Annotated in this window: 14 protein-coding genes; 11 read left to right on the top strand and 3 right to left on the bottom strand. The window is 33.1% G+C overall.

Going from position 1 to position 13,953, the window contains the following annotated elements; translation table 11 throughout:
- Window positions 1–1,521: a PTS transporter subunit EIIC gene (locus tag DW114_RS03985; protein ID WP_117452508.1), complete on the top strand. Its 1,521-nt coding sequence runs from the start codon at window positions 1–3 to the stop codon at window positions 1,519–1,521.
- Between the two features lie 26 nt (window positions 1,522–1,547).
- On the opposite strand, the gene DW114_RS03980 is transcribed toward DW114_RS03985, so the two are convergent.
- Together DW114_RS03980 and DW114_RS03975 are read right to left on the bottom strand one after the other, a co-directional pair.
- A complete protein-coding gene (locus DW114_RS03980; protein ID WP_117452507.1) occupies window positions 1,548–2,303 on the bottom strand; it encodes a MurR/RpiR family transcriptional regulator in 756 nt (251 codons plus the stop codon).
- A complete protein-coding gene (locus DW114_RS03975; protein WP_117452506.1) occupies window positions 2,297–3,088 on the bottom strand; it encodes a MurR/RpiR family transcriptional regulator in 792 nt (263 codons plus the stop codon). The genes DW114_RS03980 and DW114_RS03975 overlap by 7 nt, the downstream gene beginning before the upstream one ends.
- Window positions 3,089–3,180: 92 nt before the next feature.
- On the opposite strand from DW114_RS03975, the gene DW114_RS03970 reads away from it, so the two are divergent.
- The 4 genes from DW114_RS03970 (at window position 3,181) to DW114_RS03955 (ending at window position 6,208) form a co-directional block, all read left to right on the top strand.
- The gene (locus DW114_RS03970; RefSeq protein WP_117452505.1) at window positions 3,181–3,654 is read left to right on the top strand and encodes a PTS sugar transporter subunit IIA; all 474 of its coding nucleotides are present in this window, start codon (window positions 3,181–3,183) and stop codon (window positions 3,652–3,654) included.
- 20 nt (window positions 3,655–3,674) lie between these two features.
- Entirely contained in the window at window positions 3,675–4,604 is a 930-nt protein-coding gene (locus tag DW114_RS03965; RefSeq protein WP_117452504.1) for an AEC family transporter, read from the top strand.
- Window positions 4,605–4,625: 21 nt separating this feature from the next.
- On the top strand, window positions 4,626–5,063 hold the full coding sequence (locus DW114_RS03960; RefSeq protein ID WP_117452503.1) for an HD domain-containing protein: 438 nt from the start codon (window positions 4,626–4,628) through the stop codon (window positions 5,061–5,063).
- A 173-nt stretch (window positions 5,064–5,236) separates the two neighbouring features.
- On the top strand, window positions 5,237–6,208 hold the full coding sequence (locus DW114_RS03955; RefSeq protein ID WP_117452502.1) for a hypothetical protein: 972 nt from the start codon (window positions 5,237–5,239) through the stop codon (window positions 6,206–6,208).
- Between the two features lie 133 nt (window positions 6,209–6,341).
- Here the strand turns inward: DW114_RS03955 and DW114_RS03950 are convergent, their stop codons facing one another.
- Window positions 6,342–7,346, bottom strand: a complete 1,005-nt coding sequence (locus DW114_RS03950) for an AraC family transcriptional regulator (RefSeq protein ID WP_117452501.1) — start codon at window positions 7,344–7,346, stop codon at window positions 6,342–6,344.
- Between the two features lie 170 nt (window positions 7,347–7,516).
- On the opposite strand from DW114_RS03950, the gene DW114_RS03945 reads away from it, so the two are divergent.
- The 6 genes from DW114_RS03945 (at window position 7,517) to ricT (ending at window position 13,948) form a co-directional block, all read left to right on the top strand.
- Window positions 7,517–8,794 (top strand): PTS sugar transporter subunit IIC, encoded by a 1,278-nt coding sequence (locus DW114_RS03945; protein ID WP_117452500.1) that lies wholly within the window; start codon window positions 7,517–7,519, stop codon window positions 8,792–8,794.
- 1 nt (window position 8,795) lies between these two features.
- Window positions 8,796–9,695, top strand: a complete 900-nt coding sequence (locus DW114_RS03940) for a nucleoside hydrolase (RefSeq protein ID WP_117452499.1) — start codon at window positions 8,796–8,798, stop codon at window positions 9,693–9,695.
- A 291-nt stretch (window positions 9,696–9,986) separates the two neighbouring features.
- Window positions 9,987–11,252, top strand: a complete 1,266-nt coding sequence (locus tag DW114_RS03935) for a hypothetical protein (protein ID WP_117452498.1) — start codon at window positions 9,987–9,989, stop codon at window positions 11,250–11,252.
- A 123-nt stretch (window positions 11,253–11,375) separates the two neighbouring features.
- Complete coding sequence (gene tmk, locus DW114_RS03930) at window positions 11,376–12,008, top strand: dTMP kinase (RefSeq protein WP_117452497.1); 633 nt, start codon at window positions 11,376–11,378, stop codon at window positions 12,006–12,008.
- Window positions 12,001–12,975: a DNA polymerase III subunit delta gene (locus DW114_RS03925; RefSeq protein WP_117452496.1), complete on the top strand. Its 975-nt coding sequence runs from the start codon at window positions 12,001–12,003 to the stop codon at window positions 12,973–12,975. Before tmk ends, DW114_RS03925 begins: the two co-directional genes overlap by 8 nt.
- 1 nt (window position 12,976) lies before the next feature.
- Window positions 12,977–13,948, top strand: coding sequence for a regulatory iron-sulfur-containing complex subunit RicT (gene ricT / locus DW114_RS03920; RefSeq protein WP_117452495.1), 972 nt, complete (start codon window positions 12,977–12,979; stop codon window positions 13,946–13,948).
- Window positions 13,949–13,953 lie beyond the last annotated feature (5 nt).

Below are 13,953 nucleotides of genomic sequence, written 5' to 3'. Positions count from 1 at the left end.
ATGAGGAAAAACAAAATCATGGATTTTTTCTCAGCCCTGGGACGTAGTTTAATGATGCCAATCGCTGCATTAGCAGCGTGCGGTATTGTTCTAGGATTGAGTTCTGCGTTAATGAAACCACAGGTTTTAGAGGCAGCTCCATTTTTATCACAGGCAGTTGTAGCATTTATCATTACCACCATTAACAAGGTATCTGGTGTTGTATTTACACTGATTCCAGTGTTATTTGCGATATCTATATCCTTTGGTCTAGCAAAAGAGGATAAAGAAGTTGCGGCTTTTGCGGGATTTATTGGATATTACACATTCTTAGTAAGTTCAGCATGTATGATCAATACAGGATTTATGGACTTTAGTGCTTTGAAAATATCAGCGATTCTAGGGGTAGAAACAGTTGATATGGGGGCGATTGCGGGTATTATCACAGGTATTATGACAGCCGCAATCCATAATAAATATCACAAGATTACATTTCCAGTTGCGATTTCTTTCTATGGTGGAAAACGCTTTGTGGCCATTGCAGTTATCTTAAGTGTCACAGTTGTAGGTTTGATTGCACCAATTGTTTGGGAACCAGTTTCTAGTGCTATTGATTCTTTAGGTGGCTTTATCGCTGATTCTGGATTATTTGGTGTGTTCTCCTTTGGATTCTTGGAACGTTTATTGATACCTACCGGTTTACATCATGTATTGAATGGAATCTTTCGTACAACATCCATTGGTGGAGTATATCAGGGTGTAGAAGGTTGTTTAAATATATTCTTACAATTTGTGGATAAGGTAGATATTTCTGAATTACAGCCATATACACAATTCTTAGGTCAGGGAAAAATGCCATTCATGATGTTTGGTTTACCTGCCGCTGCTTATGCAATTTATAAAACGAGTCCAAAAGAAAAGAAGGGCAAAGTAAAAGCATTGATGATTGCCGGTGTCGCTGCCAGTGTAGTTTCTGGTATCACAGAACCATTAGAATTTGCCTTCATGTTTATCGCACCAGCATTATACTTATTCCATGCGATTATGGGTGGTATTTCCTTCATGTTGATGTCAGCGTTTGGTGTAATCATTGGTAATACCGGTGGTGGCTTGATTGACTTCTTTATTTGGGGTGTATTCCAGCCAGGTTCAAACTGGTATTGGGTTTTAGTAATCGGACCAGTATTTGCGATCATCTATTACTATGCATTTAAATGGTATTTCACAAAGAAAAACTTATCCATTGATGTAGCGGAAGATGATGAAACAGAAGTAGAAGGTGTATCCTTAGATGAAAAACAGAAACAATTAGCCGCAACAATTATCGAAGGTTTGGGAGGCTTTGATAATATCATCAATGTTAATAACTGCATCTCACGTTTGCGTGTTGATGTGAAGGATATGGCATTAGTAGATGAAACAAAACTGAAAAAGACAGGTTCTATGGGAATCGTGAAACCAAGTGAAACACATATCCATGTGATCTATGGTCCGAAAGTAGAAGCGATTGCGGCTTCAGTAAGAGAGGTACTAAAATACTAAAAAGGCGGTGCAAAATTTGCACTGCCTTACTTTTCATCAACACTTCGCTGTGCGACCATTTCAATTAAGATTTGGATCACCGTTAAGATACCCATTCGAGGATTGATATCGATACTATGAAACACCTTGTTTTCATCACTGGTAATGATTGTATAATCACAATATGGTGGTAGAGGACTTTCCTCATCACAAGTAATCAAGATAATCGTGGTACCGCGCTTTTTGGCAGTTTCAAATATCTGTAGATAACGTGGCGCATCCCCGTGTGCAGTAATCAGAAATAAAATCGCATCTTTACTGATAGAATAAGTAATACCTTCCAACAAATGCCGCCATTCAATCAAGATACAGGGACGGTCTAAGGTTGTTAAAATGGTTTGTAGATATTTGGCAGGGATGGAGCTAAGTCCTGCGCCATAAATATATAAAGAACGATGACTGCAGATCAAATCGCTGATTGCCTCTAATTGTTGTAAATCAATCGCATCTAAATTATCACGAAAACATGCTAAAGAATTATCCATTAAATCCTGAGAAGATAAGGAACAGTTTTGTTGCTGCTCCAGTTCCTTGCGGATTTCATATTTAAACTCATGGAACCCATTTAATCCGATTTTCTTACAGAAACGAACAATGGTCGCATTAGATGTATATAAGGCATTGCTAATCTCTTCTAAATTCATATAAATTGCATGGCGGGGATCTTGAATAAAAAATGCTAATATTTCTTTTTCCATATCAGTTAAGGTACAGCTTTGTGCTTTTTCAAGAATTTCTAACATATGCCAGCCTCCAGTTCTTTATAATGTAGATAACTATTGATCATGATATCCATCACATAAAATACAGGCAGACGGGATGTATATTCTGCTCCTTTATTCTCACGTTGATTAGTAAAAAATCGAAAGTTTAATGTAGCGATATTAGCAATGGCATTATTGGTATAAGGGGTAATGGAAATGATGGGAATATCATTCATTTTCGCAAGTTTTGCCATGCGTAAAGTAGGCGCAAAATCACCTGTAGTACTGATCACAAACAGAATATGATGTTTTGATAAACCACGGACAATATGCTCTCCCATCTTACTGGATTCGATTTTATATACATTTTGGCGGCCAATCGCAAACAACAGCTTTTCCAGATAATCAACCAATATGGAAGTTAACCCACCAGGTGCCCATAAATAAATCGGATCATCACTATCCAGATAATGAAAGAAGCGTTCTAATTGTTCATTAGAAATTAATTTTGATGTACCTTCAATGTCGGTATATAAATTATCCATAATGATTTTATTAGTAAGCGCCTCCTGAGGTTTTGTGATGACGGTTTGAGGCTTCTGCATTTCAGAACGTAAGGCATATTTAAATTCCGCAAATCCATAGAAACCCAGCTTCTTACAGAAACGTAAAATCGTGGCGGTAGAATAGGATACTTGTTTGGATAACTCCTGAATACTCATATGTAACACATCATCCATGTTTTCATAAACGTAGCGTAATATGGATAATTCACCACTACTTAAGCTTTTTATGACAGTATCATCAAGATGTAAAATGACCAATGTAAAAACCCCTTTTCTATATGATAAGTATATTATACTTGAAGTAAACAAAAAATGCATAAAATTAAATAAATATAAGGAGGAGAAACAAGATGTTTTTCAAAAAGAAAGAATCATATATTACAGCATACACAGATGGGACAATCATTCCTATATCAGAAGTAAAAGATGAAGTGTTTTCACAAAAAATGATGGGTGACGGGTTGGCAATCTATCCAGAAAGTGATACCATTTACGCACCATGTGATGGAATCGTAACCGCTGTTTTTGACCAGACACAACATGCAGTAGGAATTACCATGGAAAATGGTATGGAGATATTATTGCACGTTGGACTTGATACCGTGAACCTTCATGAACCGATTTTTCATACCCATGTGAAAAAAGATGAGGCTGTTAAACAGGGACAGACATTGATTACATATGATAAAGAAGCACTTGCGGCTTTGGGATATAGTGATGTGACGATGTGTGTGATTTTGAGTAATGGAAATACCAAAGAAGTAGAAATTTTAAAAGAAACAAAAGCAGTTGCGAATAAGACAAATATCATTCGATATAAATAACAATAGAAAAGGGGAGAACAATGGTAAATATTCAGGTATTACTGACAACTATGATGGAGTTGTTTGCGTTTATTGTAGTTGGTTATATTTTAGTAAAAAAGCATCAAATCAGTAAAGAAACGAATAAGCAGATATCCGGTTTGGTTGTAAATGTTTTATCACCGGCATTGATTGTCAGTTCTGTGTGTGTAAAATCAGATTATGATGGTAATGATATCATTTGGCAGGCATTAGGGGCAGGTGTGCTTTTATATTTGTTTTTGATATTATTAGCGAAGCTTGTCAATCGATGCTTAAAAGCAGATGAACATGAGGCACCTGTATATGAGTTATTAATGGTATTTTCTAATACAGCGTTTATCGGTTATCCGATATTAAGGGTATTGTATGGTGATTTTGCGGTATTTGTATTTTCATTAATGCATATGCCTTTTAATATATTGATATTTTCTTATGGTGTCTACTTGATAGGAAAAGGTTCTGTGAAAGAAAATCAAAAGATATCGATAGGAAATATTTTGTCAATGGGCACAATCAGTTCTTTGTTGGCGATTATTATTTATATGACACATGTAAATATGCCTGTACCAGTTGTGGATTTTTTATCCATGCTTGGAAATGCGACAATACCAATTAGTATGATTGTGATTGGCGCATCGCTTGCATTTTTGCCGGTAAAAGAAATTATCAGTGAAAAGAAACTTTATATCTTAATTGCGATCAAATTAATCGTATTACCAATCATATTATATTTGTTGGTGTGGAAGCTTCCTTTTGATGATTTTATAAAATCACTAATTGTTGTTTCAGGAGCCTTGCCTTCAGCTTCTATGGTTGTAATTTTATCTACAGAATATGAGGGTGATGTGAAAGCAGCTTCTGCAGGGGTGTTTTTAACAACTTTGTTTTCTATTATCACGATGCCTTTCATGTTAAATATGTTATTATAGATATGGAAGAAGGCGGGATTTATGATTTATACAGAGCTGACAAATAAAGCTATCAGGCTGGCGTATCAGGCACATAATGGGCAAGTAGATAAAGCAGGAATGCCTTATATTTTACATCCCATACATTTAGCTGAACAAATGGATGATGAAATTTCTACATGTGTTGCGATACTTCATGATGTGGGAGAAGATACGGATATCACATTTGAAGATTTAGAGAAAGAATTTCCAGAAAGTGTAGTTGTACCTTTACGATATCTTACCCATGAGAAAAATGTTCCATATATGGAATATGTACAACATATATTAGAAAATGATGTTGCCATTAAAGTAAAACTTGCGGATATTGATCATAATATGGATCAGAGCCGGTTTAGTGGTATGGATGTAGATGAAAAGACAATGGAGTATTTTAGAAATAAGTATACAAAAGCGAAAGCTCTTTTATGTAAAAAGTAAGTTCCTTTAAAGGGACTTTTTTTCTTGGCAGTTTGGAAATATGTAAAAATATTTCTTAGAAAACAATGATTTATTTTAAGATTTCATCATAAAAAACAATTATTTTTCACTTTCCTGATTTTATCAAAGAAACCATGTATAATAGGGAACATTAACTAGAAAGGAGATGTTTTATGAGCAAAAGATTTAAGCTTGCGGACACGATCAATCACAAGGATCCCAAAAAAGCATTAGATGAATATTGTAAAAAAATATTGAGTTTTAAATGTATTCTCGCCAGATTTTTAAAGGATTATACCGAGGAATACAAAGATTTAGAGATTGATGACATTGTCATGTACATTGAAGCGATTCCCGATATTGATTACATCATCGATAACGAGGAAATTCTGGGATTAAATTTGGAGGATCATTCGATTGTTGGCGCAGAGGTGGATTATGATATTTTGTTTTTTGCGAGGCTTCCAGGAGAAGCAGATAACGTAAAGGCGGGTTTTCTGATCAACATAGAAGCACAAAATGATAGTAATCCAGAATATCCATTATTGAGTCGTGCGGTATATTATGTATGTCGGATATTGGTGGGTGAAAAGAATGGTGTAATAGGCTTTGAAAAATCAGAGTATGGAAATATCAAAAAGGTGTATTCCATGTGGATATGTATTGGGCATCCAAATTACAAGGATGGTGTTATTAATAAGTATACGCTGAATGAAACATGTTTGGGAAGAGAATGGCATAGTCCCATGATGTATTATGACTTGATCACAGTGGTAATGATCTATCCAAAGAAGCATTATGATTACAACGATACAAGTGATAAAAGCACGATGAAATTATGGAGCATATTATTTGAATCAGAGTTACCACCGGAAGAAATAAAAAGACAACTTATAGAAAACTATGATATACTATTACCAGAGGATCTAGAACAGGAGGTTTTTGAGATGAGTGGTTATGGTGATTATGTCGAAAACAAAGGATTGAAGCGTGGATTAGAACAAGGAGAAATCAAAGCGACAGTAGAACACGTAAAAAAGTTGATGAAAACAACAAATGTGAGCATAGAAAAAGCAATGGATATGTTAGAACTACCTCAAGAAATTCGTCCCACTGTAATTGAAAAAATCAAAAATCAGAAATAATCATTGGAAATGGTGTTTATGAAAGTGAATGCCATTTTTCTTTATTTATATTATAAATGATAGACTATAGCTTATGATTATAAATGAAGTTAAAAATGAGTATACAGGTTGTTGACTGCTAATAGTAAAAAATCTAATTACTTTTGATCGAACTAGCATCTATATTTGATCTAAATTCATTTGGGGTACAATGATATCTTTTTTGAAATTGCTTATAAAAGCTTGTAAGGTTGTTAAATCCTACAAGTTCTGATATTTCATAAACAGGATAATTAGTATTCAATAAAAATATTGTGCTCTTTTTTAGTCTTTCTTCAAAGACAAGTTTTTTAAAAGTTTCGCCTGTTTGTTGTTTAATGAAATTGCATATATAAACTGACGTATATCCTAGATGGTTACACATATCATTTAAATTACCTCGTACATAATTGTTCTTTATGTAATTCAAAATTGACTGTAGTAATTCTTCGTTTTTCTTTTGACTATGATAGTTGGTGTCAAAACCAAAACATCTTATCAGATGCGTAATCAAAATTGAGATATATCTATCTATTAATTCACTAGAGCATATTTGAGTATCTAAATGTTCACATAGGATATTTTGTACACATTGATGCACCAATTGATTGTTTTTAGTATTACAAATAAGATAATGGGTATGAATACCTTTTTTTCCTAATAATTGTTTTAAGAATTTAGATAGAATGGACTCTTCAGGAAGATTATTTATAAATGATTCCGAAAAGAATTCTACTTTTAAAATGATATTTATTAAAATGTCATCCATTGATGTTGGTAAAATTTCGTGAGGAACATGTTTGTCTATGATAATAAGATCGCCTTTATTTAAAGCAATTTTTTTATCCTCTAATTGAATAGTGATGTTACCATGATATACATAATTGATTTTTATATAATGATAAATATGCATTGGTATCTTAGGACAATTTCTTTCATGGACACTTATGATATGATTTACTCCATGAAAATCTCTATCAGAACCTAGAATAGTTAGATATTCATTATTGTAAGGAACTATATCATGATTTAAAATGAAATGTTGAAAAACAGTATTTTCATCTACTGTTGAAACAGTATGATTGCTGTACAAATATGCTTCCAATTCTTGATAATTCATATAATCTCCTTTGAAATATTAAATTTTGATAGTCTCTTAATAAATTTTTAGTATTTTTAAATGGAATAATGGCCTTTATAATATGAATTGTAACAAATAACCATATATATTTCAAGGCCGAGAATGTGAGTGAAAGTTATAAAAAATGATAGTGAGAGAGGAAAATGAAAATGAAGAATAAATTAATAGGTTTTTTTGAAAAATCCCAACCATTTTTTGATCGTTTAGGTAGTAGTGCATATTTACAAGTTATTTCAAGTGCTATGATGGGTACGCTAGGTGTTATATTTGTTGGATCAATAGCTGTATTATTAGCAGTACTTCCATCTACAGTGTCTGCTTTATCATTCTTAGCTGCTTATTCACCAATGTTTCTAAAAATAAATAATATCACGATTGGTGCTATGTCACTATATGTAGTTGTATTAATAGCATATCAATTAGTAAAAAGATTAGAACCTGAAGAAGATGGTATATCTGCAAGTATTATTTCGTTATTATGCTTCTTAATTATTACACCGCTTGATACAACCACAGATGGTGTTACAGCGATTCCAGCAACTTGGTTAGGCGCTCAAGGTGTATTTTCTGCAATGATTGTTGGTTTAGTATCAGCAAGATTATACTTAGAGATTAAACGCAGAAATTTAACAATAAAGATGCCTGCAAGTGTACCACCGATGGTATCAAATATCTTTGCATCATTAGTTCCAACTATTTTAATTGCAATTTTATTTATCATGATTAATTGGTTGTTTAGTATAACATCTTATGGAAGTATGAATCAATTTATTTATTCCATTATTCAAGGACCATTGCAAGGAATTGGTGGAAATATTACTGCAATGATTGTTATATCATTAATTTGCCAATTATTATGGTTCTTTGGCATCCATGGAACGAATGTTACCATGCCAGTTGTTCAAGCTTTATGGATGGCAATGGATGCGGAAAACTTAACTGCACTTGCTGCTGGTAACCCATTACCGAATATCACAGGTTATGCTTTCTTTAGTATTATTACTTGGGGAGGAACATCTTTAGGACTAGTGTTATTAATGTTAAGAGCAAAAAGTAAACAATATCGTGAAGTTGGTAAAATTGGATTAGTGCCTATTTTATTTGGTATAGGTGAACCAGTAGTATTTGGTACACCTTTAGTATTAAATTTTAAACTAGCAATTCCTCTAATTACAAATAACTCAATATGTTTATTGATATCTTATATCTGCATTAAGTTAGGTATTGTTAGTGTTTTCAGTGGTGTTGCACCAGTATTTGGTATGCCAATTGGGTTATACGCTGCATTTCAAGGAAGCGTTTCAATTATCGTATTACATTTAATATTACAATTTATAATTGGACCTTTATTATGGTATCCATGGTTTAAACGATTAGATAAAGAAACTTATGAACAAGAACAATTACTAGAAAGTGCAGGGAAATAGGATGTATAGTTTTAAAGTACCAGAAGATAAAAAAATAAATATCATTATTGATAGCGATGCAAAAAATGAAGCTGATGACCAATATGCAATTGTCCACGCTTTACTAAGTCCAAAATTAAACGTGAAGGGAATTATTGGAACACAGTTCTCAAAAAGGCGTACTCTTACAAGTATGATAGAAAGCTATGAAGAGTGTAAAAAACTGGTTTCTTTAATGAACTTTTCTACTCCTGTATACAAAGGTAATGTAGAAGCTCTAGATTCTTTAGAACATTACGAAGTTTCAGAAGGCTCAAAGTTTATTATTGAAGAAGCTAAAAAAGCAGAAGGTGAATTATATATTGCATGTATGGGGGCTCTAACAAATATTGCAGTAGCTGTATTACATGAGCCTTCTATAGCAGATAAAATTTCAATTGTATGGGTTGGTGGAAGATTAAATGTATCTGACGATAAAGGATATGAAGCTAACGCCAGAAATGACTATAAAGCTGTAAATGTTGTAATGGAAAGATGTTCTAAAATTTTGCATATACCTTATGAAACATATACAATGATGCAGGTATCAATAGCTGAATTAGAATTAAGAGTAAAGCCATATCATGAGATTGGGGAATATCTATTCAATCAGTTAAATGATTTTAACTATAACATTAATCGTCCTTGGACAAATGGCGAAAGTTGGAATATGGGAGATACAACGTCAATATCGGTCTTAATTAACAAACATAGCGCAACCTATGCCAAAAGAAATGCCTTTATATTAGATAAAGAATTAAATGTCACAGAAATAGATAAAGAAATCACTGCAGTCACAAGTATTGATAGTAGATATGCTATGGAAGATTTCTATGCAAAATTAGTCTTGTTTTCAAGACACCAAAAACAAACTCTCTTTTAATACCTTTTTCAAATAGCAGCATACCTCATGGATATCACCCAACTGTAATTGAAAAAAACAAAAATCAGGAATAATCATTGGAAATGGTGTTTACAAAAGTAAATGCCATTTTTTTGTTTTGTGATAATTATATAAAAATGGAAATTCAGTTAGAAAACAATTAAAATCATCTATTTTTTCTTACTATTTCCAAAAAACGAATTCCTTGATAACTTTTTTAGGATTTTCATACCTAAATTACGTATATAGATAGTATACGGTATCAGACCGTGTAGAAAGATGAGGATTTGTATGAAAAAAACAAAGAAGATGAAAATGGAAAGAAAAGAAAATGCGGATATTCTATATGATGGTAAGGAGATTGTTGTTATAGGCGCAGACTATGAAACTGAAAAAAGCAAAAATGAGGTAAATTTAATGATGGCACAACCTACATTCTTGACCATTTGTAAATGTGGTATGTTTTCAAATAATGATACCATGTTTGAAAATACGACAGTGAAAGATGTTTTTGTGAAAAGTAGTTGTAATTTAATTTTTAAAGGGAAAGCATATGTTGATCAAAAGGAAAAAGAGGAAGCAATCAAACGCTTTGAAGGTGTTTTTGAAGAAGAAAAGGCAAAATTGAAAGAAACATATAAAAATGATCGTTTATATAGTGTCAGATATATTAAAGAATACCCTATAATAAATGGAAGTGTACAAAAAACGGGAATAGGTGCTTTACAAGGCGAAGTGAGAACATATGATGAAAACTTTAGTTTGAGCGATATTGAAACCATTATGCAAATTACATCAGAGGAATTAGTAAAAAAGGAAAAAGCAATAGGATATAATAATTTAACATCCTTTGAGAAGCTGTTGCATAAACTTGAGAAAAATGCAGATATCAGAAAATTGGAGCATTTAGTTTTAAAAAGTGTAGAGGCAGTGAAGAGAACAGATGAAGTCAATAGAAAAATTTCAGATTTTATGAAAGGGCGTAGTTGTGGCGTAAATGATTCAGAAGCATTCGTAAAATTGGAAATGCCAGTAGATAAGCAAAATGAAGAAACCGCTGAACGTTATGCAGCATTTAGTGTTATGAAAAGACAATATGAGATGATGAATGATGAAGAAAAAGCTGAGTTTCTAAAGGCGTATAGTGAAGAAAATGACACAGATCCAAAACAAAAAGTATTTTATCAAACGGTAAATGAAATTTTAACATCATCACAACAACTAGAGGAAAGAGAGGAATTTAAAGATATTCATCTAAAAACACAGATCATTAAAACAGTCGAAGATGCTCCAGCTGGTATGAACGATAATCGTATTTCAGTTAAAGTAAACAAAGTCGGCACAAAAGAAAAAATAGAATTATTTTCTATGGATAAGGTGGAATTAGATAAAGAAATCCGTAAAAAAGGATTTGATGGCCTTAGTGGATTTGAAAAATATTGTTACCTGACCTTCTATGGCGAAAATGAATTTGTGAAAGATGCTGATGCAGCTATGCAGGAGTGCTGGGATGATATTCAAAACGCGCTAAACCATCTTCAATATCAAACAAACTAGAATAAAAGTGAAGAAATACGTTAGATTGTATCAGAATATCACAAAAACTCATCTCTTAAAATCTACTTCATAAATCAGTGTGGTTTTATGCTATAATATAAAAGTGAGTTAGGAGTGTTAGACATGCAAAAAGGTCTTTTTATAACATTTGAAGGAAATGATGGCAGTGGGAAAACAACAATTTCCCAAATGGCATACGAAAAATTAAAAGAAGCTGGTTATCCTGTGATATATACAAGAGAACCTGGTGGAATTGATATCGCAGAACAGATACGCAAAGTAATACTTGATCCTAAGAATACCGCAATGGATGCACGTTGTGAGGCATTATTATATGCCGCAAGCAGACGACAGCATTTGGTAGAAAAAGTATTGCCTGCCCTTGATGAAAAGAAAATCGTACTATGTGATCGATTTGTGGACAGTTCACTGGTTTATCAGGGAATTGCTCGAGGGATTGGTGTAGATGAAGTTATGCAAATCAATGAATTTGCGATTGAAGGTCATATGCCAGACGCCACAATCTTTTTAGATGTTGATTTAGAAACAGGCTTGGCGCGTGTTGCAAATCGAGGAAATATGGATCGCTTAGATGCAGAAGGCATGGCATTTCATGAAATGGTTGCGAAAGGATATGCGACGATCAAAGAAAAATATGCCGATCGTATGCATATAGTAGATGCAAATAAAGAAATGGATGATGTACTGACACAAACCATAACCACATTATTGGAGATCATAACACCTTATGTTTAAAGAACAGCTAGAACAACAGCAGCCAGTTGTTTACCATACATTAAAAAATGCTTTAGAAAATGATAAACTGGCACATGCCTACATGTTTTCTGGGCCAAGTGGTACGCCTAAAAAACAGACAGCTTACCTTCTAGCACAAAGTCTTGTCTGTGATGAAAAAGGATTTGCTTGTGAAACCTGTGATACCTGTCAAAGAGTTTTGCATAATGAATATGCAGATATGATTTATATAGATGGCACAACGACATCAATTAAAAAGGATGATATTATCAAGCTGCAGGAAGCATTTAATAAAACTGGTCTGGAAGAAAAAGGTAAAAAAATCTATATTCTGGATCATGCTGAAAATGCAACACCTGATGCATTAAACTCCTTATTGAAATTTCTTGAGGAGCCAAGCAACGATATGATTGCAGTTTTGATAGTCGAACAATTGGAACGTGTTCTTCCAACCATCATCTCCCGATGCCAGAATATTCCATTCATTCCTTTAAGCAGTGAACAATGCTATGAAGCAGTGAAAAAGGATATGGGGGAATTAGATGCATATTTATTAAGTCATATGATAAGAAATAAAGATGCGATTATGGAAGCATATGAGAGTGAAGATTATCAACATGCTTTATATGTATTTAAAGGTGTAATTGATCAATATCTGATAGATCCATATGGTGCATTGTTATTCTTACAGGTAGAAGGATTTCCTGCAAAACAGAAAAAGTATGGAAAAGTATCTTTTGGATACGTTCTAGATATGCTGTCTTTATTCTTTAAGGATTGTATGAAGCATAAACAGGTACCAGATCCATGGTATCAAGAACATATGAAGCGAATGATAGATAAACATATCAATGATATCGCAATCATGCAGGTGTTAATGGACACAAGAGATAAACTACTTCGGACATCCATTAATCTGCAGCTGTTAATTGATGATATGATTTATCAAATGAAAGAGGTGAGCTGATATGCAGAATGTAAAAAATGAGCATAAAAATGATGCTGTCAAACAAGAAAACAAGTCATTTAAGACTGAAGATAAGTTTCATAAAGATGACAGAAATTATCGTGATGATAAATTACATAAAAATGATATCAATCATAAAAAAGATGAACAAAAACCATCAAGAACCTATAAGTATCTAGCTTTTGTATCATTCAAAGAAAGTAAAAAGGTATATTCCTTTGGAAGTGATCAAAACGATTTTCATGTAGGTGATGATGTTGTTGTGGAAACCGTTCGTGGTTTAGAGCTTGGTAAGATTGTTAAAGAAAGCGAAGCATTCATACCGAATGGAATGGAAATCAAACCAATTATCCGAAAAGCAACTCCAAAAGATTTAAAGAATGCGGAAGTAAATGTTGAAAAAGCTAAAAAGGCTTTGGTTACATGTAATGAATGTATTCATAAATTAGGTTTAGATATGAATCTGATTGAGGCTGAATATACATTAGATTGTAGTAAAATCATCTTTGTATATGTCGCAGATGAACGTGTAGATTTCCGTGAACTGTTAAAGGAATTAGCCGCAATCTTTAAATGTCGTATTGAGCTACGCCAGATTGGACCTAGAAACAAATCAAAAATCGTTGGTGGATTAGGCAGCTGTGGAATGGAAACATGTTGTTCAAGATTCTTAAATGATTTTGATGTAGTATCCATCAATATGGCAAAAAACCAGTTGTTGGCATTAAATATTCAAAAACTAAGCGGTCAGTGTGGCAAATTGATGTGTTGTTTAAAATTTGAAGATGATCAATACAAAAAGTTACGAGAAGGGCTTCCTAAATTAAATTCACAGATAGAATATAAAGGCAGCCGCTATCGAATTACCAGTATGAATGTATTACTTCAACAGGTAAAGATTGAAAATAAAGAAGATGTACAATTCTTAACATTTAAAGAATTATGGCCAGATATTGATTTCAAAGATCGGTAGGTGAT

Origin of the sequence: Absiella sp. AM09-50 (assembly GCF_003433845.1) — a bacterium.
Taxonomy (GTDB): Bacteria; Bacillota_I; Bacilli_A; order Erysipelotrichales; family Erysipelotrichaceae; genus Hoskinsella; species Hoskinsella hominis.
This window is presented reverse-complemented; position numbering and strand designations above follow the sequence as displayed.

What these genes read in the sequence shown, in the direction of transcription:
- DW114_RS03985 (WP_117452508.1), top strand. Translation starts at nt 1, where the DNA reads ATGAGGAAAAACAAAATCATGGATTTTTTCTCAGCCCTGGGACGTAGT.
- DW114_RS03980 (WP_117452507.1), bottom strand. Translation starts at nt 2,303, where the DNA reads ATGTTAGAAATTCTTGAAAAAGCACAAAGCTGTACCTTAACTGATATG.
- DW114_RS03970 (WP_117452505.1), top strand. Translation starts at nt 3,181, where the DNA reads ATGTTTTTCAAAAAGAAAGAATCATATATTACAGCATACACAGATGGG.
- DW114_RS03965 (WP_117452504.1), top strand. Translation starts at nt 3,675, where the DNA reads ATGGTAAATATTCAGGTATTACTGACAACTATGATGGAGTTGTTTGCG.
- DW114_RS03960 (WP_117452503.1), top strand. Translation starts at nt 4,626, where the DNA reads ATGATTTATACAGAGCTGACAAATAAAGCTATCAGGCTGGCGTATCAG.
- DW114_RS03955 (WP_117452502.1), top strand. Translation starts at nt 5,237, where the DNA reads ATGAGCAAAAGATTTAAGCTTGCGGACACGATCAATCACAAGGATCCC.
- DW114_RS03950 (WP_117452501.1), bottom strand. Translation starts at nt 7,346, where the DNA reads ATGAATTATCAAGAATTGGAAGCATATTTGTACAGCAATCATACTGTT.
- DW114_RS03945 (WP_117452500.1), top strand. Translation starts at nt 7,517, where the DNA reads ATGAAGAATAAATTAATAGGTTTTTTTGAAAAATCCCAACCATTTTTT.
- DW114_RS03940 (WP_117452499.1), top strand. Translation starts at nt 8,796, where the DNA reads ATGTATAGTTTTAAAGTACCAGAAGATAAAAAAATAAATATCATTATT.
- DW114_RS03935 (WP_117452498.1), top strand. Translation starts at nt 9,987, where the DNA reads ATGAAAAAAACAAAGAAGATGAAAATGGAAAGAAAAGAAAATGCGGAT.
- tmk (WP_117452497.1), top strand. Translation starts at nt 11,376, where the DNA reads ATGCAAAAAGGTCTTTTTATAACATTTGAAGGAAATGATGGCAGTGGG.
- DW114_RS03925 (WP_117452496.1), top strand. Translation starts at nt 12,001, where the DNA reads ATGTTTAAAGAACAGCTAGAACAACAGCAGCCAGTTGTTTACCATACA.
- ricT (WP_117452495.1), top strand. Translation starts at nt 12,977, where the DNA reads ATGCAGAATGTAAAAAATGAGCATAAAAATGATGCTGTCAAACAAGAA.